29 protein-coding genes are annotated in these 25,530 nt (G+C 54.8%); 20 read left to right on the top strand and 9 right to left on the bottom strand.

The features are described 5' to 3' along the window. The first annotated feature begins 21 nt into the window (after nucleotides 1-21). Entirely contained in the window at nucleotides 22-1,242 is a 1,221-nt protein-coding gene (gene argD / locus AFK62_RS18390; RefSeq protein ID WP_032984985.1) for a bifunctional acetylornithine/succinyldiaminopimelate transaminase, read from the top strand. On the opposite strand, the gene AFK62_RS18385 is transcribed toward argD, so the two are convergent. Beyond that, a complete protein-coding gene (locus AFK62_RS18385) occupies nucleotides 1,243-3,327 on the bottom strand; it encodes a YccS/YhfK family putative transporter (protein WP_007682368.1) in 2,085 nt (694 codons plus the stop codon). Nucleotides 3,328-3,392: 65 nt separating this feature from the next. After that, nucleotides 3,393-4,025: a cAMP-activated global transcriptional regulator CRP gene (gene crp / locus AFK62_RS18380; protein WP_000242758.1), complete on the bottom strand. Its 633-nt coding sequence runs from the start codon at nucleotides 4,023-4,025 to the stop codon at nucleotides 3,393-3,395. A 309-nt stretch (nucleotides 4,026-4,334) separates the two neighbouring features. Here crp and AFK62_RS18375 point away from each other — a divergent pair, with 309 nt between their 5' ends. Further along, the gene (locus AFK62_RS18375; protein ID WP_007682397.1) at nucleotides 4,335-4,739 is read left to right on the top strand and encodes an OsmC family protein; all 405 of its coding nucleotides are present in this window, start codon (nucleotides 4,335-4,337) and stop codon (nucleotides 4,737-4,739) included. An 86-nt stretch (nucleotides 4,740-4,825) separates the two neighbouring features. Here the strand turns inward: AFK62_RS18375 and AFK62_RS18370 are convergent, their stop codons facing one another. From AFK62_RS18370 to AFK62_RS18355, 4 genes are all read right to left on the bottom strand, one after another. Beyond that, complete coding sequence (locus AFK62_RS18370; RefSeq protein ID WP_007682399.1) at nucleotides 4,826-5,695, bottom strand: phosphoribulokinase; 870 nt, start codon at nucleotides 5,693-5,695, stop codon at nucleotides 4,826-4,828. A 48-nt stretch (nucleotides 5,696-5,743) separates the two neighbouring features. Continuing rightward, nucleotides 5,744-5,962 (bottom strand): YheU family protein, encoded by a 219-nt coding sequence (locus tag AFK62_RS18365; protein WP_007682402.1) that lies wholly within the window; start codon nucleotides 5,960-5,962, stop codon nucleotides 5,744-5,746. Further along, complete coding sequence (locus tag AFK62_RS18360; protein WP_007682405.1) at nucleotides 5,963-6,979, bottom strand: hydrolase; 1,017 nt, start codon at nucleotides 6,977-6,979, stop codon at nucleotides 5,963-5,965. A 73-nt stretch (nucleotides 6,980-7,052) separates the two neighbouring features. Then, nucleotides 7,053-7,772, bottom strand: a complete 720-nt coding sequence (locus tag AFK62_RS18355) for an NUDIX hydrolase (protein ID WP_007682408.1) — start codon at nucleotides 7,770-7,772, stop codon at nucleotides 7,053-7,055. A gap of 195 nt (nucleotides 7,773-7,967) precedes the next feature. On the opposite strand from AFK62_RS18355, the gene prs reads away from it, so the two are divergent. Together prs and AFK62_RS18345 are read left to right on the top strand one after the other, a co-directional pair. Further along, the gene (gene prs / locus AFK62_RS18350) at nucleotides 7,968-8,825 is read left to right on the top strand and encodes a ribose-phosphate diphosphokinase (RefSeq protein ID WP_007682410.1); all 858 of its coding nucleotides are present in this window, start codon (nucleotides 7,968-7,970) and stop codon (nucleotides 8,823-8,825) included. Between the two features lie 11 nt (nucleotides 8,826-8,836). Further along, complete coding sequence (locus AFK62_RS18345; RefSeq protein WP_007682411.1) at nucleotides 8,837-10,327, top strand: nicotinate phosphoribosyltransferase; 1,491 nt, start codon at nucleotides 8,837-8,839, stop codon at nucleotides 10,325-10,327. A gap of 30 nt (nucleotides 10,328-10,357) precedes the next feature. On the opposite strand, the gene AFK62_RS18340 is transcribed toward AFK62_RS18345, so the two are convergent. Beyond that, the gene (locus tag AFK62_RS18340) at nucleotides 10,358-12,268 is read right to left on the bottom strand and encodes an ABC transporter ATP-binding protein (RefSeq protein WP_007682413.1); all 1,911 of its coding nucleotides are present in this window, start codon (nucleotides 12,266-12,268) and stop codon (nucleotides 10,358-10,360) included. Nucleotides 12,269-12,391: 123 nt separating this feature from the next. Between AFK62_RS18340 and kefG the strand changes: the two genes are divergently transcribed. From kefG to slyD, 4 genes are all read left to right on the top strand, one after another. Then, nucleotides 12,392-12,946, top strand: a complete 555-nt coding sequence (kefG, locus tag AFK62_RS18335; RefSeq protein WP_007682415.1) for a glutathione-regulated potassium-efflux system ancillary protein KefG — start codon at nucleotides 12,392-12,394, stop codon at nucleotides 12,944-12,946. Next, nucleotides 12,946-14,754, top strand: coding sequence for a glutathione-regulated potassium-efflux system protein KefB (gene kefB / locus AFK62_RS18330; RefSeq protein ID WP_007682417.1), 1,809 nt, complete (start codon nucleotides 12,946-12,948; stop codon nucleotides 14,752-14,754). Before kefG ends, kefB begins: the two co-directional genes overlap by 1 nt. Nucleotides 14,755-14,764: 10 nt before the next feature. After that, nucleotides 14,765-14,965 (top strand): YheV family putative zinc ribbon protein, encoded by a 201-nt coding sequence (locus tag AFK62_RS18325; protein WP_007682418.1) that lies wholly within the window; start codon nucleotides 14,765-14,767, stop codon nucleotides 14,963-14,965. Nucleotides 14,966-15,059: 94 nt separating this feature from the next. Then, a complete protein-coding gene (gene slyD / locus AFK62_RS18320) occupies nucleotides 15,060-15,650 on the top strand; it encodes a peptidylprolyl isomerase (RefSeq protein ID WP_007682419.1) in 591 nt (196 codons plus the stop codon). A gap of 55 nt (nucleotides 15,651-15,705) precedes the next feature. On the opposite strand, the gene AFK62_RS18315 is transcribed toward slyD, so the two are convergent. After that, nucleotides 15,706-15,924, bottom strand: coding sequence for a protein SlyX (locus tag AFK62_RS18315; protein WP_007682421.1), 219 nt, complete (start codon nucleotides 15,922-15,924; stop codon nucleotides 15,706-15,708). A gap of 212 nt (nucleotides 15,925-16,136) precedes the next feature. Between AFK62_RS18315 and fkpA the strand changes: the two genes are divergently transcribed. From fkpA to bfr, 11 genes are all read left to right on the top strand, one after another. Beyond that, nucleotides 16,137-16,964, top strand: coding sequence for an FKBP-type peptidyl-prolyl cis-trans isomerase (fkpA, locus tag AFK62_RS18310; RefSeq protein ID WP_007682424.1), 828 nt, complete (start codon nucleotides 16,137-16,139; stop codon nucleotides 16,962-16,964). 175 nt (nucleotides 16,965-17,139) lie between these two features. After that, on the top strand, nucleotides 17,140-17,862 hold the full coding sequence (locus AFK62_RS18305; RefSeq protein ID WP_007682427.1) for a helix-turn-helix transcriptional regulator: 723 nt from the start codon (nucleotides 17,140-17,142) through the stop codon (nucleotides 17,860-17,862). Further along, the gene (tusD, locus tag AFK62_RS18300; protein ID WP_007682428.1) at nucleotides 17,862-18,248 is read left to right on the top strand and encodes a sulfurtransferase complex subunit TusD; all 387 of its coding nucleotides are present in this window, start codon (nucleotides 17,862-17,864) and stop codon (nucleotides 18,246-18,248) included. The genes AFK62_RS18305 and tusD overlap by 1 nt, the downstream gene beginning before the upstream one ends. Further along, nucleotides 18,248-18,607, top strand: a complete 360-nt coding sequence (tusC, locus tag AFK62_RS18295; RefSeq protein ID WP_032984987.1) for a sulfurtransferase complex subunit TusC — start codon at nucleotides 18,248-18,250, stop codon at nucleotides 18,605-18,607. Before tusD ends, tusC begins: the two co-directional genes overlap by 1 nt. A gap of 8 nt (nucleotides 18,608-18,615) precedes the next feature. Beyond that, nucleotides 18,616-18,903, top strand: coding sequence for a sulfurtransferase complex subunit TusB (tusB, locus tag AFK62_RS18290; RefSeq protein WP_007682431.1), 288 nt, complete (start codon nucleotides 18,616-18,618; stop codon nucleotides 18,901-18,903). 126 nt (nucleotides 18,904-19,029) lie between these two features. Continuing rightward, the gene (rpsL, locus tag AFK62_RS18285) at nucleotides 19,030-19,404 is read left to right on the top strand and encodes a 30S ribosomal protein S12 (RefSeq protein ID WP_000246815.1); all 375 of its coding nucleotides are present in this window, start codon (nucleotides 19,030-19,032) and stop codon (nucleotides 19,402-19,404) included. Between the two features lie 96 nt (nucleotides 19,405-19,500). Further along, complete coding sequence (rpsG, locus tag AFK62_RS18280; RefSeq protein WP_001138042.1) at nucleotides 19,501-19,971, top strand: 30S ribosomal protein S7; 471 nt, start codon at nucleotides 19,501-19,503, stop codon at nucleotides 19,969-19,971. 97 nt (nucleotides 19,972-20,068) lie between these two features. After that, nucleotides 20,069-22,183, top strand: a complete 2,115-nt coding sequence (gene fusA / locus AFK62_RS18275; protein ID WP_007682441.1) for an elongation factor G — start codon at nucleotides 20,069-20,071, stop codon at nucleotides 22,181-22,183. A 67-nt stretch (nucleotides 22,184-22,250) separates the two neighbouring features. After that, nucleotides 22,251-23,435: an elongation factor Tu gene (tuf, locus tag AFK62_RS18270; RefSeq protein WP_053532071.1), complete on the top strand. Its 1,185-nt coding sequence runs from the start codon at nucleotides 22,251-22,253 to the stop codon at nucleotides 23,433-23,435. 176 nt (nucleotides 23,436-23,611) lie between these two features. Next, the gene (gene bfd, locus AFK62_RS21635; RefSeq protein WP_007681257.1) at nucleotides 23,612-23,806 is read left to right on the top strand and encodes a bacterioferritin-associated ferredoxin; all 195 of its coding nucleotides are present in this window, start codon (nucleotides 23,612-23,614) and stop codon (nucleotides 23,804-23,806) included. Nucleotides 23,807-23,871: 65 nt separating this feature from the next. Further along, the gene (gene bfr / locus AFK62_RS18260) at nucleotides 23,872-24,348 is read left to right on the top strand and encodes a bacterioferritin (protein ID WP_007681259.1); all 477 of its coding nucleotides are present in this window, start codon (nucleotides 23,872-23,874) and stop codon (nucleotides 24,346-24,348) included. 12 nt (nucleotides 24,349-24,360) lie between these two features. Here bfr and AFK62_RS18255 read toward each other — a convergent pair whose 3' ends face one another. Continuing rightward, nucleotides 24,361-24,819 carry a prepilin peptidase gene (locus AFK62_RS18255; protein ID WP_032984917.1) on the bottom strand — a complete coding sequence of 153 codons (459 nt, stop codon included), beginning with the start codon at nucleotides 24,817-24,819 and terminating at the stop codon, nucleotides 24,361-24,363. Nucleotides 24,820-25,200: 381 nt separating this feature from the next. On the opposite strand from AFK62_RS18255, the gene rpsJ reads away from it, so the two are divergent. Then, nucleotides 25,201-25,512, top strand: a complete 312-nt coding sequence (rpsJ, locus tag AFK62_RS18250) for a 30S ribosomal protein S10 (RefSeq protein ID WP_001181005.1) — start codon at nucleotides 25,201-25,203, stop codon at nucleotides 25,510-25,512. Nucleotides 25,513-25,530 lie beyond the last annotated feature (18 nt).

Here is a 25,530-nt window from a genome sequence, read left to right as displayed (position 1 = left end):
CATTTACTGGATGGGCATGAAATGGCAACTGAAAAAACAGCAATTACGCGCGCCACCTTTGATGACGTGATCCTGCCGATTTATGCACCGGCTGAATTTATTCCGGTGAAGGGCAAGGGCAGCCGCGTCTGGGATCAGCAGGGCAAAGAGTATGTCGATTTCGCGGGCGGCATCGCCGTGACCGCGCTCGGCCATTGTCACCCGCGGCTGGTGGACGCGCTGAAAGCGCAGGGCGAAACGCTCTGGCACACCAGTAATGTGTTCACTAACGAACCCGCACTGCGCCTGGGCCGTAAGCTGGTAGACGCCACTTTTGCTGAACGCGTCGTGTTCATGAACTCCGGCACCGAAGCCAACGAAACCGCGTTCAAGCTTGCCCGCCATTACGCCATCACACGTCACAGCCCCTACAAAACCAAAATCATCGCATTCTATAACGCCTTTCACGGACGCTCGCTGTTTACCGTCTCCGTGGGCGGTCAGGCGAAATACTCTGACGGTTTCGGCCCTAAACCCGCCGATATCATCCATGTGCCGTTTAACGATCTCGATGCGGTAAAAGCCGTAATGGATGACCACACCTGCGCGGTTGTGGTTGAGCCTGTGCAGGGTGAAGGCGGCGTGACAGCCGCGACGCCTGATTTCCTGCGTGGTCTGCGTGAGTTGTGTGACCAGCATCAGGCGCTGCTGGTGTTTGACGAAGTGCAGTGCGGTATGGGCCGCAGCGGCAAGCTTTTTGCCTATATGCACTACGGCGTGACGCCGGACATTCTGACCAGCGCCAAAGCGCTGGGCGGCGGGTTCCCGGTCAGCGCGATGCTCACTACGCATGACGTGGCATCGGCGTTTCATGTCGGCTCACACGGCTCTACCTATGGCGGCAACCCGCTGGCCTGTGCGGTGGCGGGTGAGGCGTTTGATATTATTAATACCCCGGAGGTGCTGGATGGCGTGGCGCACAAGCGCGAGCAGTTTGTACAGCATCTTACAAAGATTGGGGAACAATATGGGTTGTTCAGCGATATCCGCGGCATGGGGCTACTGATTGGCGCTGAGCTCTCCCCGGCTTTCCATGGACGCGCCCGTGATTTCCTTTACGCCGCCGCGGCAGAAGGTGTCATGGTACTGAATGCCGGGCCGGACGTGATGCGCTTTGCGCCGTCACTGCTGGTGGAAACCGCGGATATTGATGAAGGCATGCGCCGTTTTGCAGACGCCGTAGCACGCGTGGTGAACAACTAATCAGCGCGGCTGGCTCAGGCGGCGCCTGAGCCAGATGCCGTGATGCGGTCGCTGACGCCACGCCACAGATGAAATGGTATGCATGGTGCGCAGATGGTCAAGGATGCGCAGCAGATGATGTTCCATGACGCTGAGCGGCCCTTCCGGTAATACCTCTTCCCCTTCCAGCACCGACTCATTTTGCGTCTCGCCCGGCGCGTCATATTCCAGCCGCTGCTGACAGCGTTGCAGTGCGATTTCACACGCCTGCAAATAACGCGCCGCCGCCTCTGGCGTGAGTGAGGCCTGCTCGCGGGCAAGCGTCGTGATGGCGTTAACATGCTCGACGATAAACTGGCTGTGCGTCACCCACAGGCGCATATCTTCCAGATAACGGCTGTTAAAGCCTGGCTCCTGCATCGCCTGATTGAGTGAATTATAGAGCGCGTTGTGCGCCTGGTTAACGCGCATGCGCTGCCAGGCGAGCGGCGCGGGTTGCGGATCGTCGCTCAGGATCAGGCGCAGCGCCTCCTGGTCGGCCTCCAGGGCGTCATGCGCATTCTGTCGCAGCAGGCCGCTTTGCCACTGCGGCCAAAGCCAGACCATACCGCCGAAGGCGATAAGGCAACCCGTCAGCGTGTCTATCAGGCGCGCCACGATGTACTGTTCGCCGTTCAGCGTCAGAAGTTGTAGCGAATAGACCGCCGTCACGGTAAAGCCGATCATCGCCCAGCCGTAGTTGCGCCGGATGATGAGATAACTGATGAGCGTCACCAGCAGCATGCCGAGCAGCGTATAGCCCTGTGGCACCTTCAGGTGAAGCGTAATGCCCGCGATAATCAACCCCGCCAGCGTCCCGCCCGCACGATGCAGAATGCGCACGCGCGTCGCGCCATAGCCGTTTTGCGTCACGAACAGAACCGTCATCAGGATCCAGTAGGGTTTTGGCAGCTGAAACACGCTCGCCAGCAGACCGGCCGCCGCCAGCATTACGCCCAGTCGCGCCGAAGTGCGTAGCGCGGCGGATTTGAGCGACAAATAGCTTTTCAGGGCAGGTAACAGCGGCAAACGTCGCTGGCCGCTGTCCATCATGTCGCGGGCATAAAGCGGACGCTGGGTGCGCAGCACGCGTGCGATACGGCTGAAGTGATATTCGCAGAACTGTCCGACGGGGTTATCCGGGTGCTGGCGGGCGATTTTCGCCAGCGCCGCGACCTGTTTATCCATTGAAAAGCGGTGCGAATAGCGGTGATAAAGAATGTCGTCTGAGAGCGTGCGAAGACGCGTGGCCACGGTCTGGGCTGTCCAGCGCAGCACTTCTTCGGCGTGGCTGCGCTCCACCAGTTTTTGTACTTCGCCTGGCTGATGCAGCGAGACCGAAATATGCTCCTGAAGATCGAGCGCCACCTGAAACGAGCGCAGCAGGCGCTTGTAACCGTTCTGCCGGGTAGCTGCCAGCATCTGCAACTGCTGATAACACTGGCTTATCTGATCCACCACTTTTTGCTGATGCACCAGCAGCGGCGGTAGCGCCTGTTCCGGGTCGGTGTGGCGCGTCAGCAGACTGTATTTTGCTTCGCAGTAGTCGGCGAGGCTTTTATAAATCAGGCTTAGCGACTCACGCAGCGGCTGCTCGCGCCACAGCCAGAACCAGAAGCCGTTGAACGCGCCGTACCAGAGCGTGCCAAGGATATAGAGCAGCATCGGCTGCCAGACGGGCATATTCCCGGCGAGACTTAGGGTGAAAATGGCGGCGATGAGCGACGCGGGCAGCAGGCGCGCGTGAAGCGGGCTGATTTCCGCCGTGACGCCAAGCAACAGCGCCAGCATCAGCAAAATAAGCGGCAGCGGCACCGCCTGTAGCAGCAGAAACTGTACCGCAAGACTACTAAGCGCGAAGAGCGAGGCGCCGATGATAAGGCGTTTGAAAAAACGTTTATGCGGGGTGTCGAGACCAGCGATGTTGCAGCAGGCGGGCACCAGTGAGAAGAGTAATCCCTGTTGTAAGTGGCCCAGCATCAACCCGACCGCCACCGGCAGGCTTAAGATCAGTGTTTGCCGCAAAGCGTAATTGATTTCAGGGTGATAGATAAGACGACGCCACATAGGGGAGAAGTATAGAAACAAAAACGGCGTGTTACCGAAGCGACACGCCGTTTTTTTCAGGAACCTTAGCGGGTTCCGTAAACCACGATAGTTTTCCCGTGCGCGGAGATCAGGTTCTGATCTTCAAGCATTTTCAGGATACGGCCCACGGTTTCGCGGGAGCAGCCCACGATCTGACCGATTTCCTGACGGGTGATTTTGATCTGCATGCCGTCCGGATGGGTCATGGCGTCCGGCTGTTTTGCGAGATTCAGCAGCGTCTGCGCGATGCGGCCTGTCACGTCGAGGAACGCCAGGTTACCGACTTTTTCAGAGGTGACCTGCAGACGACGCGCCATCTGTGAGGAGAGACGCATCAGAATATCCGGGTTTACCTGAATCAGCTGACGGAATTTTTTATAAGAGATCTCAGCCACTTCACAGGCAGTTTTAGCGCGAACCCAGGCGCTGCGTTCCTGACCTTCCTCGAACAAACCCAGTTCGCCGATGAAGTCTCCCTGATTCAGGTACGAGAGGATCATCTCCTTGCCCTCTTCATCTTTGATCAACACTGCCACTGAGCCTTTGACGATGTAATACAGCGTCTCCGCTTTTTCACCCTGGTGAATCAGCGTGCTCTTAGATGGATATTTATGAATGTGGCAATGAGACAAGAACCATTCAAGAGTCGGGTCTGTTTGCGGTTTGCCAAGCACCATGCGCGGTTATCCTCTGTTTTAAACTGGCTCCAAAGACAGGGCGCGTAACCCCTGTCTGGCTTTGCAATCATCATCTTCCCGCGTCCAGGGAAGTTGGCTGTCCGTGGACGTCGCAGCCGATAAATTGTCTTCTCCTCTGCATACATGCGTAACATCAATGTATCGCCGCTGCATCCAGACTGTTTTAGCATAGCTTTTATCAGGTGTCTCCTGTTGTCTCGTTTCAGCTTGACGCAGGTCGCCTTCCATTGCCTCTGACGACGCGCCCGCGTAATCTGTCAGGAAAATGAATGCCCTGGAGTGATAATCATGCATGCACGAGTGAAATGGGTGGAAGGCTTAACCTTCCTGGGTGAGTCCGCATCCGGCCACCAGATTCTGATGGACGGCAACTCCGGCGACAAAGCGCCGAGCCCGATGGAAATGGTGCTGATGGCCGCTGGCGGTTGCAGCGCGATTGACGTGGTTTCTATTCTGCAAAAAGGCCGTCACGACGTGACCGATTGTGAAGTGAAGCTGACCTCTGAGCGTCGCGAAGAAGCGCCGCGTCTGTTCACACATATCAATCTGCATTTCGTGGTGACGGGCAAGGCCCTGAAAGAGGCGGCGGTCGCGCGTGCGGTGGATCTGTCGGCGGAGAAATATTGCTCGGTCGCGTTGATGCTCGGTAAAGGCGTAGATATCACGCACTCTTACGAAGTTATCGAAGGGTAATGGCGCGGCGGGCGGCGCTTCGCTGACCCGTTCACACGCTAACTGTCTTTGTAGGCCCGGTAAGCGCAGCGCCACCGGGCATGATCTCAGTCGATCTGCTTGCCTTCCATCAGTCGTTGCACCAGCGGCAACATAATTAACTCCATCGCCAGCCCCATTTTCCCGCCCGGCACCACTAGCGTATTGATGTGGGAAATAAACGAACCCTGCAGCATCGCAAGCAGCCACGGGTAGTCAATATTATCCAGATTACGGAAATGGATGACGACGAAGCTTTCATCAAGCGACGGGATGCCTTTGGCGGCAAACGGGTTGGACGTATCCACTGTCGGCACGCGCTGGAAGTTGATATGCGTACGAGAGAACTGTGGCGTGATGTAGTTGATGTAATCCTCCATCGAACGCACGACAGAGTCCATCACCGCCTCGCGGGAATGGCCGCGCTCGCTGGTATCGCGGATCATCTTTTGTATCCACTCCAGGTTGACGATAGGCACCACGCCCACCAGCAAATCCACATGTTTCGCCACGTCGTTTTGCGGAGTTACCACGCCGCCATGTAGCCCTTCGTAGAACAACACGTCTGTCGGTTCCGGCAGCGGTTGCCACGGCGTAAACGTGCCTGGCACCTGATTCCACGGCACTGCCTCATCGTAGGTGTGCAGGTATTTGCGCGACTGCCCTGTACCGGTCAGGCCGTACTCGACAAAAGTTTGCTCCAGCAGGCCGAAGTCGTTCGCTTCCGGGCCGAAATAGCTAATGTGACGGCCCAGATCGCGCGCTTTACGGATAGCCATGTCCATTTCGGGGCGCGTGTAGCGATGGAAGCTATCGCCTTCGACCTCGGCGGCGCGCAGGTTTAATTGTGCAAAGATTTTACGAAACGCGAGGCTGGTAGTGGTGGTTCCCGCGCCGCTGGAGCCCGTGACAGCGATGACCGGATGTTTGGCAGACATAGCGAGACAACTCCCTGAAGCGGCGGGGCAAGGCTCCGCCTGGCAAGATTAACCGCGAAACTGCGAGCGCGGCATGATATTGACCGTTTCGTGCAGTTCGGACCACACCAGAACGGCTTCGCCGCTTTGCAACTGACGCCGCACATCGGCGACCTTTTGCTCAAGCGAGCGTTCATGTTCACCATAATCGGTGCCTTCGCGCAAGACGAAGGCTTCAATCAGGCGATCCAGCGTCTCAGGGTCGACTTCTTGCCAGGGAATGATCATTTATCGGTCCAGATAAGGGGTTAACCAGTCAGGAATGCGCTGTTCCAGCCACATTTTCGGCTGGCGCAGCGTGCCGCCGACGAAACCCACGTGACCGCCATGTTCCGTCAGCTGATATTCAATATTAGCAGGCAGCGTGGTGATATCGGGGATCACGTGATGATCCATAAACGGGTCATCTTTGGCGTGAATGATAAGCGTCGGACGCGTGATAGCAGTGAGCCGCGGCAGGGCGCTGCACTGGCGATAGTAATCCACTGCGTCGGTAAAACCGTGGATTTTCGACGTGATCAAATCGTCAAAGTCACGCAGGCGTCGCAGGCGTTTAAGCTGGGTCAGATCAACCGGCAGCGTGCCGGGCCAGGCTTTCAGCTTGCGAGTGGCGTTGGCTTTCAACAGATTCAGCAAGTAGAACTGATAGACGCGCGAAAAGCCTTTTTCCATATGGTTGCAGCAGTGTTCCAGCATAAACGGTGCGGAGACAATCACGCCTGCATTCAGCGGAAACGCGGCGTCTATCTCGGCCATCAGGCAACCGAGCATATTGCCGCCGAGCGAATAGCCTACGGCCGCCGTCGGCATGGTGCCGTAGCGCTCATCCAGCCAGCGCAGGAAAAAAGTGCCGTCTTCGGTTTCGCCCGAGTGATAGATACGCCCCAATTTGTTCGGCACGCCGCTACAGCCGCGGAAATGCATCACTACGCCAAGCCAGCCGCGCTGTTTCGCCGCATGAATAAGCCCATGGGCGTATGGGCTGTGCAGGCTGCCTTCCAGTCCGTGGAACACGACCAGACGCGGTTTATGGCGCGCCTGGTCCGGGTTTTCGCTAAAGGCCAGATCGACAAAATCGCCGTCCGGCAGCTCCAGCCGCTGCCAGTGCGGCTCAAACTGCAGGCGACGGCGCAGCACGCGCGGCAGCATGGTTTGCAGGTGTGGATTGCTTACCCCCGGCATCGGCTGAAAATGTGAGGAATCGGTGTTCAGTGCAGGGAGTTCTGCGGGCGTAATGTCGGTCATGGCACACTGTCTTTTATTAGTTCGCTAACTACTATAACGATTGTTATTCATTTTGTTGATGCTTTGGTGCGGATCACTCGGCCAGTAAATTGCGCGAGAACAGATGAATATCGGCATCCGGTTTACGCCGCCAGAGACGGGCCTTACGCGCGCCGGTGGCGATACTCTCGCCCGTTTCTTCAAACATTCCCGACGCTTCAAAACGACGAATCAAGCTTTTGCGCTGGATGGGCTGGCCGAGAATGATCTCCGTCGCCTCCTGAAGCTGGCTTAGGGTAAAGCATTCTGGCAGGCAGTATACCGGCAGCAGGGAATACATTGTCTTCTGGCGCAGGCGGCGCAGCGCCGCCTCGATAATAACCCGGTGATCGAAGGCAAGCTCGGTAGTCTCAAGCGCGTTCACCGGGACCCACTGCGCGTCGCTGACGGAGGCGATATGCGGCGCGCAGTCCACCCAGGCGATAAGCGCAAACCATGCGGTGGTCAGGCTCCAGCCGCGCGGGTCGCGATCGGGGCCGGAAAACGTCTCCAGTTGTTCAAGCCAGGACGGACTTACGCCGGTTTTTGCGGTAAGCAAGCGCCGCGCAGTGTCGTGCGTGGATCCATCGTTCTGCATATCGATAAAGCCGCCCGGCAGCGCCCAGCGCCCTTGCTGCGGATGGCGCGCGCGCTGCACCAGCAAGACGCATAGCGACTGCTCATGCAGCGTAAACAGCACGCTGTCGACCGTGACCAGCGGAGAAGGGAACCGCGCAGGATCATAATTTTCTAAATATTCCGCTTCAGTCGTCATGTGCCGCTCCGTTTAATTGTCTCAGAGACAAGTTTACCAGCCTCGCGGACTACGGCAACACAAACCTTTATTAATTTAATTTTCAATAACATGCTATTTTTTAGCCGCTGCGGCAAAATATCGCTTGCTTAATATTGTCTCATGGACAATATTAAATGTGTCGAAGGGACATTAATTAAATAACCGGGGGCAACAATGATGCAGCCGCAACTGATGGTAGACGGACAAGAGATAGCAACACAGACCGGGCGCTTTCCTGATGGCGCCGTATGGGCGAAAGTGACCGGCGCGCTGCCTCGCGTCGCCTCGCTGCTGCGCATTCGCGCCGCCGCCCTGAAAACGATGGATGACTTTATGGTGCTGGCGCAACTGACCGACGCGGTGCGTCAGCATTGCGATGTCCGCTTCAGCCATCTGGAACTGCCGTGGCTGCCTTACGCCCGTCAGGACAGGCATATGCAACCAGGCGACAGCTTCGCGCTGAAAGTGTTTGCCCGCCTGCTCAATACGCTTGGTTTCGACAAAATCTTGGTGCTGGACCCGCACAGCGAGGCTGCCGCTGCCGCCATCGATAATCTGGTGGCTATCCCGCAGGAGCGCTGCCTGATGCAAAGCCAGACGCTGGTTGCCGCCCTGAAAGCCGGTGAGTTAATGCTGGTGGCGCCGGATGCGGGCGCGCTCAAAAAAATCCATGCTGTGGCGCAGGCTGCCGGCGTAGACGAATTTGCCATTCTGACCAAGCAGCGCAATGTCGCGACCGGCGAGCTGACCGGTTTTCGTCTGGTGGATGGCGATGTGAAAGGCAAGGCGGTGTTGATTGTTGATGACCTGTGTGACGCAGGCGGCACGTTTATCGGCTCCGCCCAGGTGTTGCGCGATGCGGGCGCTCGCAGCGTCAGTCTCTATGTCACGCATGGCGTGTTTTCAAAAGGCGTCGAAAACCTGCTGAATAACGGTATTGACCAGCTTTATACGACCAACTCCTTCGCGCCCGCCGCGCTGGCGCAGGATCGGGTAGAAATTATTGATATCAACAATATTTATAACGCGTAAGGAGAAGGGACATGAAGATGAATCCAATTCTGGCTATTGATGGCTACAAAGTATCGCACCGTGAGCAGTATCCGGCGGGCACCACCAAAGTCTATTCCAACTTTACGCCGCGCAGCGATCGCCATTTCCACTCTCCGGTCGCGGACGGCAAACTGGTGTTCTTCGGCCTGCAGGGGTTCCTGCAGTGGTTCCTGATTGATCTGTTTAATGACGAGTTTTTCGCGCGCCCGGAAGCGGACGTCGTGGAGGAGTATCAGGCCGTGATGGACAGCTATATCGGTAAAGGTGCCGTGAGCGCGGAGCACATTCGCGCGCTGCATCAGCTTGGCTACCTGCCGCTGCACATCAAAGCGCTGGATGAAGGCAGCAAAGTGGCGATGAAAGTGCCCGTACTGACTATCACCAACACGCGCCCGGAATTCTTCTGGCTGGTGAATTACCTGGAAACCGTACTCTCGGCGGAACTCTGGAAGTCATCGACCAATGCCACTATCGCGCATCACTACCGTAAAATCTGTGAGCGCTGGGCGCAGGAAACCTGCACGGACGTAAGCCACCTGGATTTCCAGTGCCACGATTTTTCTTTCCGCGGTATGTCTGGCCTGCAGGACACCGCGCAGGCAGGCTGCGGTCACCTGTTGAGTTTTAAAGGCACCGATAACATTCCTTCCCTGCTTTATGCCCGCGATTACTACACCCAGGGGCAGGAATGCTTTATCGCGGCGTCTATCCCCGCGACCGAGCACAGCGTGATGTGCATGGGCGAAAAAGAGAGCGAAATCGAAACGTTCCGCCGCCTGATTTGCGATCTTTATCCGAACGGTTTTGTCTCGATTGTGTCCGACACCTGGGATTACTGGCGCGTCATTACGGAATATACCCGCGAGCTGAAAACGCAGATTATGGCGCGCGAAGGCCGCGTAGTGTTCCGCCCGGACAGCGGCGACCCGGTGGAGATCCTCTGCGGTACCGGTGCAGATGATGACACCCGTGCAGACCGCACGGCAGAAGAGAAGGGGTCGGTTGAAGTGTTGTGGGAGATTTTCGGCGGCACTATTAACGACAAAGGCTTTAAAGTGCTCGACCCGCATGTAGGGCTGATTTACGGCGATTCTATAACGCTTGACCGCGCCGAAGAGATTTTACGTCGCCTGGCAGCGAAAGGCTTCGCCAGCGCTAACGTGGTGTTTGGCGTCGGCTCCTTCACCTACCAGTACAACACCCGCGACACTTTCGGCTTTGCGATGAAAGCCACCTACGGTGAAGTAAACGGCGTTGGCCGTATGATTTTCAAAGAGCCGAAAACCGACAGTGGCCTGAAACGCTCAGCGCGCGGGCTGCTGCGCGTAGAGCGCGACGCGCAGGACGATTATCAGTTGTTTGATGAACAGACGCTGGAGCAGGAAGCGCAGGGCGAGCTAAAAACCCGGTTCCTGGACGGCAAACTTCACGGGGTGGAGCACCTGGAAACGCTGCGCCAGCGGCTGGCGGCGCAGCGCTAACCATCACCGTCACCGGGCGCTCGCGCCCGGTTAATCGTTTTGCAGCATCGCTTCTAATTGTTCCTGGGCATCCAGCCACGCCATTTCGCACTCTTCCAGCGCCGCTTTGGTCTTCGCCTGTGTTTGCAGACACTCATTCATCTCCGCTTTGCGAGCCGGATCGTAAATGGCGCTGTCGGCGAGTTTCTCTTCGACGCCTGCGAGCGTGGCGTTGAGCTTTTCCATCTCTTTCTCAAGACGCGTGATCTCTTTACGTAGCGGTTGCGTCTGGGTGCGCAGTTCCGCCTCGCGGCGTTTTTGATCTTTGCGCGCCTGCGCGCTGTTGCCGTTGTCTTTCTCGCGGCTGATGTCGTCGCCCTGGCTCTCCTGCTTTTGTACGTCGCTCAGCCACTGCTGGTAATCGTCCAGGTCTCCGTCGAAGGCTTCGACCTTGCCATCGTGAACCAGATAGAGGTCATCGGTGGTGGAACGAATCAGGTGACGGTCGTGCGAGACGACCACCAGCGCGCCTTCGAATTCGATCAGCGCGTCGGTTAGGGCCTGGCGCATGTCGAGATCGAGGTGGTTGGTCGGTTCATCGAGCAGCAGCAGGTTGGGGCGCTGCCAGACGATCAGGGCCAGAACCAGGCGCGCTTTCTCGCCGCCGGAAAAACGCTCGGTGACTTCTGTCACTTTATCGCCCTGAAAGCCGAAGCCGCCAAGGTAGTCGCGCAACTGCTGTTCAGTTTCACGTGGGGCAATGCGCGCCAGATGCTGCAACGGCGATTCATCGGCGCGTAAAAACTCCAGCTGGTGCTGCGCGAAGTAACCAAGCTTAATCCCTTTAGCAAGCCCGATATCTCCGCTCACCGGGGCCAGTTCGCCCGCCAGCAGTTTAATCAGCGTCGATTTCCCCGCGCCATTACGACCGAGCAGACCGATGCGCGAGCCGGGCACCAGGTTGAGTTTGATGGAGTTGAGTATCGTGCGATCGCCATAACCGGCGCTGACTTTTTCCATTTTCAGCAACGGGTTGGGCAGGCTTTCCGGCGCGCGGAAGCTAAAGTGGAACGGGTTGTCCACATGCGCGGGCGCAATCAGTTCCATGCGCTCCAGCATCTTAATGCGGCTCTGCGCCTGCTTCGCCTTAGACGCTTTGGCTTTAAAGCGGTCAATAAAGCTTTGCAGATGCGCGACGCGCTGCTGCTGGCTTTCGTAGGTCGCCTGCTGCTGGGCGAGGCGCGTGGCGCGCTGGCGCTCAAAGGAGCTGTAGTTGCCGGTGTACTCGAACATATTTTGCTGTTCGATATGGATAATTTTATCCACAACCGGATCCAGGAAATCGCGGTCATGCGAGATAAGGATCAGCGTGCCGTTATAGCTCTTTAGCCATTTTTCCAGCCAGATGACCGCGTCGAGATCGAGGTGGTTGGTCGGCTCGTCGAGCAGGAGCAGATCGGAGCGGCAAATCAGGGCCTGCGCGAGGTTCAGACGCATACGCCAGCCGCCCGAGAAATCACTGACCGGACGCGTGAGTTGCTCGTTACTAAAGCCCAGGCCATGCAAGAGGCTCGCGGCGCGCGAACGGATGGTCCAGGCGTCGATGGCGTCGAGCTTGCCGTGCGCGGTGGCGATGGCGTGACCGTCGTTGCGTTCAGTCGCGTCGTGTAGCTCGCGCTCAAAGGCACGGTATTCACGGTCGCCGTCGATGACATATTCCAGCGCAGGTTGCGCGAGCGCAGGCGTTTCCTGATTCACCCAGGCGAGCTGCCAGGTGCCGGGGTAGGTGAAACTGCCGCCATCGGCGCTGATCTCGTTTTTCAGAAGCGACAGCAGCGTGGATTTGCCGCAGCCGTTTTTGCCCACCAGGCCCACTTTCTGGCCTGGGTTAATGGTGGCGGTGGCGTTGTCCAGCAGCACGCGTGTGCCGCGACGAATTTGTAACGAGGAGAAAACAATCATAAGGCGCCGTAGATTCAGACTATGTTAAATTGTCATTATATTCATGTAACGTGATGCTTTGGGCACCGCGTGGGGCCGCCATGGTAGCCCAAATCAGTAACAATGACGACGCCCTGGAGGGGAATGATGTCACAGACAGCGAAAGTTTTGCTGCTGTATGCCCATCCGGAATCTCAGGACTCGGTGGCCAACCGGGTTTTGCTTAAGCCGGCTCTGCAATTACCTAATGTCACGGTGCATGACCTCTATGCCCACTATCCCGATTTCTTTATCGATATCAGCCATGAGCAGGCGTTGCTGCGCGATCACGATGTGATTGTTTTTCAGTTCCCGCTTTATACCTATAGCTGCCCCGCATTGCTGAAAGAGTGGTTTGACCGCGTGTTAAGCCGCGGTTTTGCAAGCGGCGTGGGCGGTACAGAACTTGCCGGAAAATACTGGCGCTGCGTGATTACCACTGGCGAGCCGGAAACGGCCTATCGCCCGGACGGTTTCAACCGTTACGAACTGAGCGACATTCTACGTCCCTTCGAACTGACGGCGGCCATGTGCCGTATGCACTGGATGACGCCGCTGATTATCTACTGGGCGCGGCGTCAGTCGCTTTCTGAGCTAGCGGCGCAAGGCCAGGCGTATGAAAGCTGGCTGACCGCGCCGTTAACGCCGGGGGGCTTTTGATGGAAGGCTCAGACCTGCTGCTGGCAGGCATTCTTTTTCTTTTTGCGGCGGTAGTGGCGGTGCCGATTGCGGCGCGCCTCGGTATCGGCGCGGTGCTGGGGTATCTGCTGGCGGGGATCGCCATCGGACCGTGGGGACTTGGGTTTATCAGCGATGTTGACGAGATCCTGCACTTTTCGGAGCTGGGTGTCGTTTTCCTGATGTTCCTGATAGGCCTTGAGCTGAATCCCTCGAAACTCTGGAAGCTACGGCGCTCTATCTTCGGCATCGGCGCGGCGCAGGTGTTTTTTAGCGCCGTGGTGCTGGCAGGGCTGCTGATGTTGACGGATTTCGCCTGGCAGGCGGCGGTCGTCGGTGGTATCGGCCTTGCGATGTCCTCGACGGCGATGGCGCTGCAACTCATGCGCGATAAGGGCATGAACCATACCGAAGGCGGACAGTTAGGGTTCTCGGTGCTGCTGTTTCAGGATCTTGCCGTGATCCCGGCGCTGGCGATGGTGCCGCTGCTTGCGGGCAATGGCGATGAACACCCGGACTGGCTGAAGATTGGCATGAAAGTGCTGGCTTTCGCCGGGATGCTGATTGGCGGCCGTTATTTACTGCGCCCGGTCTTTCGGTTTATCGCAGGCTCTGGCGTGCGGGAAGTGTTTACCGCCGCCGCGCTGCTTCTGGTGCTCGGTTCTGCATTATTTATGGATTTGCTGGGGCTATCGATGGCGCTCGGCACGTTTATCGCGGGCATTCTCCTTGCAGAAAGCGAGTACCGGCATGAACTGGAAAGCGCCATTGAGCCATTTAAAGGGCTGCTGCTGGGGCTGTTTTTTATCTCGGTTGGCATGGCGTTAAACCTGGGCGTCCTCTATACCCATATTCTGTGGGTGGTGATGAGCGTGCTGGTGCTGGTCAGCGTCAAAATGGCAGTGCTATACGGTCTGGGACGCTTTCAGGGGCTGCGGCGCACCGAGCGGCTACAGTTCGCGGGCGTGTTGAGCCAGGGCGGCGAGTTCGCATTCGTGCTCTTCTCCAGCGCCTCATCGCAGAAACTCTTTCATAACGACCAGATGGCACTGCTGCTGGTGACCGTGACGCTCTCGATGATGACTACGCCGCTGGTGATGAAAGGCATCGACAGGCTGCTGGCGCGACACTTTAACAACGCGCAGGACGAGCATGATGAGAAGCCCTACGTCGAGGATGACAAGCCGCAGGTGATTATCGTCGGCTTCGGGCGTTTCGGACAGGTGATTGGGCGTTTGCTGATGGCCAATAAAATGCGTATCACGGTGCTGGAGCGCGATATCAGTGCGGTCAACCTGATGCGAAAATATGGCTATAAAGTTTATTACGGCGACGCCACGGAGCTTGAGTTGCTGCGTGCCGCCGGGGCGGATTCGGCGCAGTCTATCGTTGTGACGTGCAACGATCCGGAAGACACGATGCGTATTGTGCATCTCTGCCAGCAGCATTTCCCGCAGCTCGAAATTCTGGCGCGGGCGCGTGGCCGCGTTGAGGCGCATGAATTGTTACAGGCAGGCGTGAAACAGTTTTCGCGCGAGACCTTTTCCAGCGCGCTGGAACTGGGGCGCAAAACGCTTATTACGCTTGGTATGCATCCTCATCAGGCGCAGCGTGCGCAACTGCATTTCCGCCGTCTCGATATGCGGATGCTGCGCGAGTTGATGCCGGTACATACCGACAACGCGCAGATTTCTCGTGTACGCGAGGCGCGGCGCGAGCTGGAAGAGATTTTCCATCGCGAGATGCAGCAGGAACGGCGCCAGTTGGATGGCTGGGACGAGTTTGAATAGAAGGTGAGCTATGGCTGTGCGTAAACGTTTTATTGCCGGGGCCGTCTGCCCGAAGTGCCAGGCACAGGATTCCCTCGCCATGTGGCGTGAAAATCAGGTCGATATCGTCGAGTGCGTGAAATGCGGGCACCAGATGCGCGAGGCGGATAAAGAAGTGCGCGAGCAGGTGCGCAAAGATGAGCAAGTCATAGGGATTTTTCATCCTGACTAGCGAGATGCCGCAGGTTTCTTTAAGCTAAAGGGTACACAGGCGTCGATTTGGGCTACAATCGGCGCCAGTCTTTTTTCCTCACTCAGGAGATATCATGAAAGTAGCAAAAGACCTGGTGGTCAGCCTGGCCTATCAGGTACGTACAGAAGACGGTGTATTGGTTGATGAGTCTCCGGTGAGTGCGCCGCTGGACTACCTGCATGGTCACGGCTCCCTGATTTCCGGCCTGGAAACTGCGCTGGAAGGTCACGATGTTGGCGATAAATTCGATGTGAACGTAGGCGCTAACGACGCTTACGGCCAGTACGACGAAAACCTGGTACAGCGTGTACCGAAAGATGTTTTCATGGGCGTTGACGAGCTGCAGGTTGGCATGCGTTTCCTGGCGGAAACCGATCAGGGTCCGGTGCCGGTAGAAATCACCGAAGTGGGCGACGACCACGTGGTGGTTGATGGCAACCACATGCTGGCGGGCCAGAACCTGAACTTCAACGTTGAAGTCGTAGCGATCCGCGAAGCGACCGAAGAAGAACTGGCTCACGGCCATGTTCACGGCGCAAATGGTCATCATCACGATCACGATCATGACCACGATCATGACGGCTGCTGCGGTGGTCATGGCCACAGCCACGATCACGACCACGGTAAAGGTGGTTGCGGTAACGGCGGCTGCGGTTGCCACTAAGTCTCATAAAAAAGGGGCGCTTCGGCGCCCCTTTTCATTACCGGCATTTTGGCTGTCAGTAATGCGGCGGCGGCGTTTCTTCCGCCTGAGACGCAATCATCGACGGCTGCGAAGCCTTGATTTTCTCAACCATAATCTTGAGCTGTTCACGAAGCTTCGCCAGCTCCAGCTCATGCGCGGTGACGGACTGGTTCAGCGCGTCGATGGTTATCTCCTGGAATGCCAGTCGGCTCTCCAGCTCCGCGATTCGGTGTTCAGTCGATTCGTTTTGCATGATGTTTCCCCCTTTGCGTCGCGATTCTACGCAACTTTCCCGGATTCTGCCGGGTTGCTTCAACAGAAAGAAACTTATTTAAACAAATTAAGTCTGAAATAACGCGCGAAACGGAAAAGTGGTTATGTTGATTTCCGCTGTGACGTTTTATAGTACGACTTTCGTTTTTAAGATAACCCTGGGGTGAGAGGCCCCAACCCTGGAGATAATGGATGAAATCACTGTTTAAAGTAACGCTGCTGGCGACCACGATGGCTGTGGCGTTCAATGCTCCCCTGACGTTTGCAGCGCCAGCCGCACAGCAGCAGAACGCTGCTGCCGCTGACAGCAAAGCTGCATTCCAGAACGACGATCAGAAATCGGCTTACGCCCTGGGTGCTTCGCTGGGCCGTTACATGGAAAACTCCCTGAAGGAACAGGAAAAACTGGGTATCAAACTGGATAAAAACCAGCTGATCGCCGGGGTTCAGGATGCGTTTGCTGATAAGAGCAAGCTCTCTGACCAGGAGATCGAACAGACCCTGCAGGCTTTCGAAACCCGCGTAAAAGGTGCCGCTCAGGCGAAAGTTGAGAAAGACGCAACTGAAAACGAAGCGAAAGGCAAAGCCTACCGTGATAAATTCGCTAAAGAGAAAGGCGTGAAAACCTCTTCTACCGGCCTGCTGTATAAAGTCGAGAAAGAAGGTACTGGCGCTGCGCCGAAAGAGAGCGACACCGTAGTGGTTAACTACAAAGGTACGCTGATTGATGGTCAGGAGTTTGATAACTCCTACAAGCGCGGCGAGCCGCTCTCTTTCCGTCTTGACGGTGTGATCCCAGGCTGGACTGAAGGCCTGAAGAACATCAAGAAGGGCGGCAAAATTAAGCTGGTCATCCCACCGGAACTGGCATATGGCAAAAACGGCGTTCCGGGCATTCCGGCTAACTCTACGCTGGTATTTGATGTAGAGCTGCTGGATATCAATCCGGCGGCAAAAGCAGATGCTGCTCCGAAGGCGGCCGCTGGCGATAAAGCGGACGACGCTGCAAAAGTGAAGTAATGCTTCGCAGACCGCCGCCTCAGGGCGGCGGTTTTTTTTATCCGGGCCACGTATAATAAAAGCTGGCTAGTGTTGCGCCCGCTGTATTACTTTAGCGAGTTACGTAACAACTGAATGATGAGTCTGCCCAGACCTTGAGAGACGACAGGCTCGCTGTAAAGGGTGGTATGTTTTCATGTCCAATTCGCTATTAACCAACGAGGCCAGCGAACTCGATCTGCTGGATCAGCGTCCCTTCGAACAGACCGACTTTGATATCCTGCGCTCCTATGAAGCGGTCGTGGACGGGTTAGCGATGCTCATCGGCTCCCATTGTGAAATTGTTCTGCATTCCCTGCAGGATCTGAAATGCTCGGCTATCCGTATTGCGAATGGCGAACACACGGGGCGCAAAATCGGCTCACCGATTACTGACCTGGCGTTACGTATGCTGCACGATATGACCGGCGCGGATAGTAGCGTCTCGAAGTGCTATTTTACCCGTGCGAAAAGCGGCGTGTTGATGAAGTCAGTGACTATCGCCATTCGTAACCGGGAACACCGCGTGATCGGTCTGCTGTGCATCAATATGAATCTGGATGTGCCGTTCTCCCAGATTATGAGCACCTTTGTGCCGCCAGAAACACAGGAAGTGCCTTCATCTGTGAACTTCGCTTCGTCGGTGGAAGACCTTGTCACTCAGACGCTGGAATTTACAATCGAAGAAGTGAATGCCGACCGTAACGTGTCTAACAACGCCAAGAACCGTCAGATTGTCCTTAACCTCTATGAGAAAGGCATTTTTGACATCAAAGACGCGATCAATCAGGTGGCCGATCGGCTCAATATCTCCAAGCACACGGTTTATCTTTATATCCGCCAGTTCAAGAGCGGTGATTTTCAGGGGCAGGAGCGCTGATGCGTTTTGCCTTGATGGTTACAGGGCCGGCGTACGGCACTCAGCAGGCCAGTAGCGCATTACAGTTTGCGAAAGCGCTTCTGGCAGAGGGCCACAGTCTTGAAAGCGTCTTTTTTTATCGTGAAGGGGTCTATAACGCGAATCGGTTCACGTCGCCTGCAAGCGATGAGTTCGATCTGGTACGCGCCTGGCAACAGCTGCATGATGAAAACGGCGTGGCGCTGCATATCTGCGTGGCGGCCGCGCTGCGACGTGGCGTAACAGATGAAAACGAAGCGCGTCAGCAGGGATTGCCGGGTGCAAATCTGCAGCCGGGTTTTGTGATGAGCGGTTTAGGCGCGCTCGCCGAAGCGGCGCTGACCTGTGACAGAGTGGTCGAATTTTAATGAAATCGGTGGCTTTTGTGTTTACCCAGGCGCCACATGGCAGCGCTGCGGGTCGTGAAGGGCTGGATGCATTGCTCGCAATGTCTGCTCTGACAGAAGAGATCGGCGTCTTTTTCATGAGTGACGGCGTTTTTCAGATTCTTTCTGGTCAAGCCCCGCAGGCTATTCTTGCTCGCGACTATATTTCTACATTCAAAGTCCTGCCGCTGTATGATATTGAGCGCTGCTACCTCTGCCGTGAGTCGTTGCAAGAGCGTGGTCTCAGCCGCGATCAGACGTTTGTTATCGATGTCGAAGCGCTGTCTGCGGATGTGTTGCGTGAGCGTCTGAACGATTACGATGTGGTACTGACTTTTTAAGGAACCTCATGCTGTATACGCTTTCTCACTCGCCCTGGCAGTGTGATATCAATGCGTTACTGCGCCTTGTGCGTAGTGGTGATGACCTCCTGCTAATGCAGGATGGGATCCTCGCAGCATTGAATGATAGCCGCTTTGCTGCCGCGCTGCTCGCCACTCCCGCACGGGTTTTCGCATTACAAAACGATGTCGAGGCCAGAGGCGTCAGTGCTCAAATATCAGGCAATATCGAGATGATTAGCTATAATGATTTCGTCAAACTCACAGTAAAACACGCAAGCCAGATGGCCTGGTAAAGCGCTTACGCTGTATATTTCTTGACACCCTATCTACACAGCCCTAAAATTCCGCGTCCTCATATTATATGAGGGCGATTTATTACGTGTTTACGAAGCAAAAGCTATAAAACCAGGAGCTATTTAATGGCAACAGTTAACCAGCTGGTTCGCAAACCTCGCGCTCGCAAAGTTGCTAAGAGCAACGTGCCGGCGCTGGAAGCTTGCCCGCAAAAACGTGGTGTATGTACTCGTGTATATACCACCACTCCGAAAAAACCGAACTCCGCACTGCGTAAAGTATGCCGTGTTCGTCTGACTAACGGTTTTGAAGTGACTTCCTACATCGGTGGTGAAGGTCACAACCTGCAGGAACACTCCGTGATCCTGATCCGTGGCGGTCGTGTTAAAGACCTTCCGGGTGTTCGTTACCACACCGTGCGTGGCGCGCTTGACTGCTCCGGCGTTAAAGACCGTAAGCAGGCTCGCTCCAAGTATGGCGTGAAGCGTCCTAAGGCTTAATGGTTCTCCGTTAAGTAAGGCCAAACGTTTTAACTTTAATGTCAAACTAAACTCGTAGAGTTTTGGACAATCCTGAATTAACAACGGAGTATTTCCATGCCACGTCGTCGCGTCATTGGTCAGCGTAAAATTCTGCCGGATCCGAAGTTCGGATCAGAACTGCTGGCTAAATTTGTAAATATCCTGATGGTAGACGGTAAAAAATCTACTGCAGAATCTATCGTATACAGCGCGCTGGAGACCCTGGCTCAGCGCTCTGGTAAATCTGAACTGGAAGCTTTCGAAGTCGCTCTCGAAAACGTGCGCCCGACTGTAGAAGTTAAGTCTCGCCGCGTTGGTGGTTCTACCTACCAGGTTCCGGTTGAAGTCCGTCCGGTTCGCCGCAATGCTCTGGCAATGCGTTGGATCGTAGAAGCTGCTCGTAAACGCGGTGATAAATCCATGGCTCTGCGCCTGGCGAACGAACTTTCTGATGCTGCTGACAACAAAGGTACTGCAGTTAAGAAACGTGAAGACGTTCACCGTATGGCAGAAGCCAACAAGGCGTTCGCACACTACCGCTGGTAATTTCTGCGGCATGTTAGTCACCAGACGGGCGCTTCAGATAAGCTGCCCGTCCTGGGTAACTTAATTTGAGCGCCTAAAGAAACAAACGAGGAATCAAATGGCTCGTACAACACCCATCGCACGCTATCGTAACATCGGTATCAGTGCGCACATCGACGCCGGTAAGACCACTACTACCGAACGTATTCTGTTCTACACCGGTGTAAACCACAAAATCGGTGAAGTTCATGACGGCGCCGCAACTATGGACTGGATGGAACAGGAGCAGGAGCGTGGTATTACCATTACCTCTGCTGCGACTACCGCATTCTGGTCTGGTATGGCTAAGCAGTATGAACCGCACCGTATCAACATCATCGACACCCCGGGGCACGTTGACTTCACCATCGAAGTAGAACGTTCCATGCGTGTTCTTGACGGTGCGGTAATGGTTTACTGCGCAGTTGGTGGTGTTCAGCCGCAGTCTGAAACCGTATGGCGTCAGGCTAACAAATACAAAGTTCCGCGTATTGCGTTCGTTAACAAAATGGACCGCATGGGCGCGAACTTCCTGAAAGTTGTTGGTCAGATCAAAACCCGTCTGGGCGCGACTCCGGTTCCGCTGCAGCTGGCGATTGGTGCTGAAGAAGGTTTCACCGGTGTTGTTGACCTGGTGAAAATGAAAGCCATCAACTGGAACGATGCAGACCAGGGCGTTACCTTCGAATACGAAGATATCCCGGCTGACATGCAGGAGCTGGCTGACGAATGGCACCAGAACCTGATCGAATCCGCAGCTGAAGCTTCTGAAGAGCTGATGGAAAAATACCTGGGTGGTGAAGAACTGACTGAAGAAGAGATCAAAAAAGCTCTTCGTCAGCGTGTTCTGAACAACGAAATCATCCTGGTAACCTGTGGTTCTGCGTTTAAGAACAAAGGCGTTCAGGCGATGCTGGATGCGGTAATTGATTACCTGCCATCCCCGGTTGACGTACCTGCGATCAACGGCATCCTGGACGACGGTAAAGATACCCCGGCTGAGCGTCACGCAAGCGATGACGAGCCGTTCTCTGCACTGGCGTTCAAAATTGCAACCGACCCGTTTGTGGGTAACCTGACGTTCTTCCGCGTTTACTCTGGCGTGGTTAACTCTGGCGACACCATCCTGAACTCCGTGAAATCTGCACGTGAGCGTTTCGGTCGTATCGTACAGATGCACGCAAACAAACGTGAAGAGATCAAAGAAGTTCGCGCGGGCGATATCGCTGCGGCAATCGGTCTGAAAGACGTGACTACCGGTGACACTCTGTGTAACCCGGATCACCCGATCATTCTGGAGCGTATGGAATTCCCTGAGCCGGTTATCTCCATCGCGGTTGAGCCGAAAACCAAAGCTGACCAGGAAAAAATGGGTCTGGCTCTGGGCCGTCTGGCTAAAGAAGACCCGTCTTTCCGTGTATGGACTGACGAAGAATCTAACCAGACCATCATCGCCGGTATGGGTGAACTGCACCTGGACATCATCGTTGACCGTATGAAACGTGAGTTCAACGTTGAAGCTAACGTGGGTAAACCTCAGGTTGCTTATCGCGAAGCGATTCGCACGAAAGTTACCGATGTTGAAGGTAAACACGCTAAGCAGTCTGGTGGTCGTGGTCAGTACGGTCATGTTGTTATCGACATGTATCCGCTGGAGCCGGGCTCAAATCCGAAGGGTTACGAGTTCATCAACGACATTAAAGGTGGTGTGATTCCTGGCGAATACATCCCTGCCGTTGACAAGGGCATCCAGGAGCAGCTTAAGTCTGGTCCGCTGGCGGGTTATCCGGTAGTTGACATGGGCGTGCGTCTGCACTTCGGTTCTTACCATGACGTTGACTCCTCCGAGCTGGCGTTTAAACTGGCTGCTTCTATCGCCTTTAAAGAAGGCTTTAAGAAAGCAAAACCAGTTCTGCTTGAGCCGATCATGAAGGTTGAAGTAGAAACTCCGGAAGAGAATACCGGTGACGTCATCGGTGACTTGAGCCGTCGTCGCGGTATGCTGCGTGGTCAGGAATCTGAAGTAACTGGCGTTAAGATCCACGCTGAAGTTCCGCTGTCTGAAATGTTTGGATATGCAACTCAGCTGCGTTCTCTGACCAAAGGTCGTGCATCTTATACTATGGAATTCCTGAAGTATGATGATGCGCCGAACAACGTTGCTCAGGCCGTAATCGAAGCCCGTGGTAAATAAGCCGCAGGGTTAAAAACAAAGTCCCGTGCCTCCTCGTTGAGGGGGCACTATAGTAAGGAATATAGCCGTGTCTAAAGAAAAATTTGAACGTACAAAACCGCACGTCAACGTCGGTACTATCGGCCACGTTGACCATGGTAAAACTACCCTGACTGCTGCTATCACTACCGTTCTGGCTAAAACCTACGGTGGTTCTGCCCGCGCCTTCGACCAGATCGATAACGCGCCGGAAGAAAAAGCACGTGGTATCACCATCAACACCTCTCACGTTGAATACGATACCCCGACCCGCCACTACGCGCACGTTGACTGCCCGGGCCACGCCGACTATGTGAAAAACATGATCACCGGTGCTGCTCAGATGGACGGCGCTATCCTGGTTGTTGCTGCGACTGACGGCCCGATGCCGCAGACCCGTGAGCACATCCTGCTGGGTCGTCAGGTAGGCGTTCCGTTCATCATCGTGTTCCTGAACAAATGCGACATGGTTGATGACGAAGAGCTGCTGGAACTGGTTGAGATGGAAGTGCGTGAGCTGCTGTCTCAGTACGACTTCCCGGGCGACGACACTCCGATTGTTCGTGGCTCTGCGCTGAAAGCGCTGGAAGGCGACGCAGAGTGGGAAGCGAAAATCATCGAGCTGGCAGGTCACCTGGATTCCTACATCCCGGAACCGGAGCGCGCGATTGACAAGCCGTTCCTGCTGCCGATCGAAGACGTATTCTCCATCTCCGGTCGTGGTACCGTTGTTACCGGTCGTGTAGAGCGCGGTATCATCAAAGTGGGTGAAGAAGTTGAAATCGTGGGCATCAAAGACACCGCGAAATCCACCTGTACCGGCGTTGAAATGTTCCGCAAACTGCTGGACGAAGGCCGTGCGGGCGAGAACGTAGGTGTTCTGCTGCGTGGTATCAAACGTGAAGAAATCGAACGTGGTCAGGTACTGGCTAAGCCGGGTTCCATCAAGCCGCACACCAAGTTCGAATCTGAAGTGTACATTCTGTCCAAAGACGAAGGCGGCCGTCACACTCCGTTCTTCAAAGGCTACCGTCCGCAGTTCTACTTCCGTACGACTGACGTGACCGGTACCATCGAACTGCCGGAAGGCGTTGAGATGGTAATGCCGGGCGACAACATCAAAATGGTTGTCACCCTGATCCACCCGATTGCGATGGACGACGGTCTGCGTTTCGCAATCCGCGAAGGCGGCCGTACCGTTGGCGCGGGCGTGGTTGCTAAAGTTCTGGGCTAATTGATTCAGAGCTAAAAAGGGCGCTTCGGCGCCCTTTTTGTTTTATAAAGAAAATCAATGCAACTCGTTACCTGTTTATCCTGCCTTTCCTGAAAGCATCTGAAGACTGCTTTTGACTCGTTGTAATCATAACCATTCTCATTTACACTCTGTGCATAAACTGAACGGGAGACATCATGTACGTTTGTTTGTGTAACGGTATCAGCGATAAAAAAATCCGTCAGGCGGTACGCCAGTATCACCCACAGTCCTTTCAGCAGCTTCGCAAATTCATGCCGATCGGTAATCAGTGCGGCAAATGTGTACGTGCTGCCCGCGAAATCATGCAAGACGAATTAATACAAATCCCTGAGTATAAGGAAATCGCCTGAATCCAGATTTTGACTTCCGCGCCAGCCCATCTACGCTTCATGTAGTGGAAGCGGAGGGAAGCAAAATGCAAGGTGATATCAAGATAATAAATTATCTCAATAAATTATTGGGAAACGAGCTTGTCGCAATCAATCAGTACTTTCTCCATGCAAGAATGTTCAAAAACTGGGGCTTGATGCGCCTCAATGATGTTGAATATCACGAGTCAATCGATGAGATGAAACACGCCGATATCTACATTGAACGTATCTTATTCCTCGAAGGCATTCCCAATCTTCAGGACCTTGGAAAATTGCATATCGGTGAAGACGTAGAAGAAATGTTGCGCTCAGATCTTTCCCTTGAGATGGAAGGAGCAAAAGATCTTCGTGAAGCCATTGCTTACGCCGACTCGATTCATGATTACGTCAGCAGAGATATGATGATTAAAATCCTGGCGGATGAAGAGCATCATATTGACTGGCTTGAGACTGAACTGGATTTAATAAGTAAAATCGGTTTGCAGAACTATATACAGTCACAGATAAAAGAGCAGAGCTGACATTCTGCAGGTTCATACCTGAAAGGTAACACTGCTACACATCAACCCTGCTGCTGCCAGAAATGGGCCAAAAGGCAGCGGGGTTTTTTGTTGGTATCTACGCCGATTAAGTAAATACAGGCATAGTGAAGCGACCAAACCAAGTAACGATGCTGCAATAAGCAATAACCCAAGCATTTGCCATCCGTGCCAGGCACCTAGTGCGCTAAAGAACTTTATATCGCCATATCCAAGCCCCTCATAACCGCGAAACCCGCGGTAGGCCCAATAAATAAAACACAGGGCCAGATATCCAGCCATAGCGCCTGCTACAGCGTCCGCCAGATAGTGTGGCTGAACGATAAGATGGTATGACAACCCGAGCCATAAGAGGGGGCAGGTAAAGCGGTCAGGTAGCAGTCCATATCGGACATCTTTCCAGACAAGCCAGCCATTGAGCACTACATACCCGAAGATCCATAACACGTCCATCCACATTGCCTTTGCAGTGTCGGTAATAAAGATTATTAAAATATTTGAGGGCGTGAGCAGGATGAATAGCTTGTTTCGCATGTTGCGTATGGCATTCCAAAGAAAACCCATCTCACAGTTATGTTGTCCCGAAAAATGCGAGGTGGCACGAGATAATGTTTAATTTCTAAACAGTGCTTGCGTCATCGCCAGATTTACGTATAATGCGCGGGCTTGTCATTAATGACGGCTGGTTCGATATGAACCCTGATAGCGCAATTCGGCTATCAAACAATGCTCCCAATCGGGGAGCTACGTAAGAACGATTACACTCTCCCATCAATCGTAATGGGTTCGAGGAGTAATCATTTTCGTCTATAAAATAATTGGAGCTCTGGTCTCATGCAGAACCAAAGAATCCGTATCCGCCTGAAAGCGTTTGATCATCGTCTGATCGATCAATCAACCGCGGAAATCGTCGAGACTGCTAAGCGCACTGGTGCGCAAGTCCGTGGTCCGATCCCGCTGCCGACCCGCAAAGAGCGCTTTACCGTTCTGATCTCTCCGCACGTTAACAAAGACGCGCGCGATCAGTACGAAATCCGCACTCACAAGCGTCTGGTTGACATCGTTGAGCCAACCGAGAAAACCGTTGATGCTCTGATGCGTCTGGATCTGGCTGCCGGTGTAGACGTGCAGATCAGCCTGGGTTAATCAGGTCATTGAGCGATT

It is taken from the genome of Cronobacter condimenti 1330, from assembly GCF_001277255.1.
GTDB classification, from domain to species: Bacteria; Pseudomonadota; Gammaproteobacteria; order Enterobacterales; family Enterobacteriaceae; genus Cronobacter; species Cronobacter condimenti.
Note: the sequence above shows the minus strand (reverse complement) of the source record. Positions and strands in the feature narration are given on the sequence as shown.

What these genes read in the sequence shown, in the direction of transcription:
- tusD (WP_007682428.1), top strand. Translation starts at nt 17,862, where the DNA reads ATGCGTTTTGCCTTGATGGTTACAGGGCCGGCGTACGGCACTCAGCAG.
- fkpA (WP_007682424.1), top strand. Translation starts at nt 16,137, where the DNA reads ATGAAATCACTGTTTAAAGTAACGCTGCTGGCGACCACGATGGCTGTG.
- AFK62_RS18315 (WP_007682421.1), bottom strand. Translation starts at nt 15,924, where the DNA reads ATGCAAAACGAATCGACTGAACACCGAATCGCGGAGCTGGAGAGCCGA.
- bfd (WP_007681257.1), top strand. Translation starts at nt 23,612, where the DNA reads ATGTACGTTTGTTTGTGTAACGGTATCAGCGATAAAAAAATCCGTCAG.
- AFK62_RS18385 (WP_007682368.1), bottom strand. Translation starts at nt 3,327, where the DNA reads ATGTGGCGTCGTCTTATCTATCACCCTGAAATCAATTACGCTTTGCGG.
- AFK62_RS18340 (WP_007682413.1), bottom strand. Translation starts at nt 12,268, where the DNA reads ATGATTGTTTTCTCCTCGTTACAAATTCGTCGCGGCACACGCGTGCTG.
- kefG (WP_007682415.1), top strand. Translation starts at nt 12,392, where the DNA reads ATGATGTCACAGACAGCGAAAGTTTTGCTGCTGTATGCCCATCCGGAA.
- tusB (WP_007682431.1), top strand. Translation starts at nt 18,616, where the DNA reads ATGCTGTATACGCTTTCTCACTCGCCCTGGCAGTGTGATATCAATGCG.
- AFK62_RS18345 (WP_007682411.1), top strand. Translation starts at nt 8,837, where the DNA reads ATGAAGATGAATCCAATTCTGGCTATTGATGGCTACAAAGTATCGCAC.
- AFK62_RS18255 (WP_032984917.1), bottom strand. Translation starts at nt 24,819, where the DNA reads ATGGACGTGTTATGGATCTTCGGGTATGTAGTGCTCAATGGCTGGCTT.
- AFK62_RS18325 (WP_007682418.1), top strand. Translation starts at nt 14,765, where the DNA reads ATGGCTGTGCGTAAACGTTTTATTGCCGGGGCCGTCTGCCCGAAGTGC.
- AFK62_RS18360 (WP_007682405.1), bottom strand. Translation starts at nt 6,979, where the DNA reads ATGACCGACATTACGCCCGCAGAACTCCCTGCACTGAACACCGATTCC.
- rpsJ (WP_001181005.1), top strand. Translation starts at nt 25,201, where the DNA reads ATGCAGAACCAAAGAATCCGTATCCGCCTGAAAGCGTTTGATCATCGT.
- rpsG (WP_001138042.1), top strand. Translation starts at nt 19,501, where the DNA reads ATGCCACGTCGTCGCGTCATTGGTCAGCGTAAAATTCTGCCGGATCCG.
- AFK62_RS18305 (WP_007682427.1), top strand. Translation starts at nt 17,140, where the DNA reads ATGTCCAATTCGCTATTAACCAACGAGGCCAGCGAACTCGATCTGCTG.
- rpsL (WP_000246815.1), top strand. Translation starts at nt 19,030, where the DNA reads ATGGCAACAGTTAACCAGCTGGTTCGCAAACCTCGCGCTCGCAAAGTT.
- AFK62_RS18375 (WP_007682397.1), top strand. Translation starts at nt 4,335, where the DNA reads ATGCATGCACGAGTGAAATGGGTGGAAGGCTTAACCTTCCTGGGTGAG.
- AFK62_RS18370 (WP_007682399.1), bottom strand. Translation starts at nt 5,695, where the DNA reads ATGTCTGCCAAACATCCGGTCATCGCTGTCACGGGCTCCAGCGGCGCG.
- fusA (WP_007682441.1), top strand. Translation starts at nt 20,069, where the DNA reads ATGGCTCGTACAACACCCATCGCACGCTATCGTAACATCGGTATCAGT.
- prs (WP_007682410.1), top strand. Translation starts at nt 7,968, where the DNA reads ATGATGCAGCCGCAACTGATGGTAGACGGACAAGAGATAGCAACACAG.
- argD (WP_032984985.1), top strand. Translation starts at nt 22, where the DNA reads ATGGCAACTGAAAAAACAGCAATTACGCGCGCCACCTTTGATGACGTG.
- slyD (WP_007682419.1), top strand. Translation starts at nt 15,060, where the DNA reads ATGAAAGTAGCAAAAGACCTGGTGGTCAGCCTGGCCTATCAGGTACGT.
- tusC (WP_032984987.1), top strand. Translation starts at nt 18,248, where the DNA reads ATGAAATCGGTGGCTTTTGTGTTTACCCAGGCGCCACATGGCAGCGCT.
- bfr (WP_007681259.1), top strand. Translation starts at nt 23,872, where the DNA reads ATGCAAGGTGATATCAAGATAATAAATTATCTCAATAAATTATTGGGA.
- AFK62_RS18355 (WP_007682408.1), bottom strand. Translation starts at nt 7,772, where the DNA reads ATGACGACTGAAGCGGAATATTTAGAAAATTATGATCCTGCGCGGTTC.
- kefB (WP_007682417.1), top strand. Translation starts at nt 12,946, where the DNA reads ATGGAAGGCTCAGACCTGCTGCTGGCAGGCATTCTTTTTCTTTTTGCG.
- AFK62_RS18365 (WP_007682402.1), bottom strand. Translation starts at nt 5,962, where the DNA reads ATGATCATTCCCTGGCAAGAAGTCGACCCTGAGACGCTGGATCGCCTG.
- crp (WP_000242758.1), bottom strand. Translation starts at nt 4,025, where the DNA reads ATGGTGCTTGGCAAACCGCAAACAGACCCGACTCTTGAATGGTTCTTG.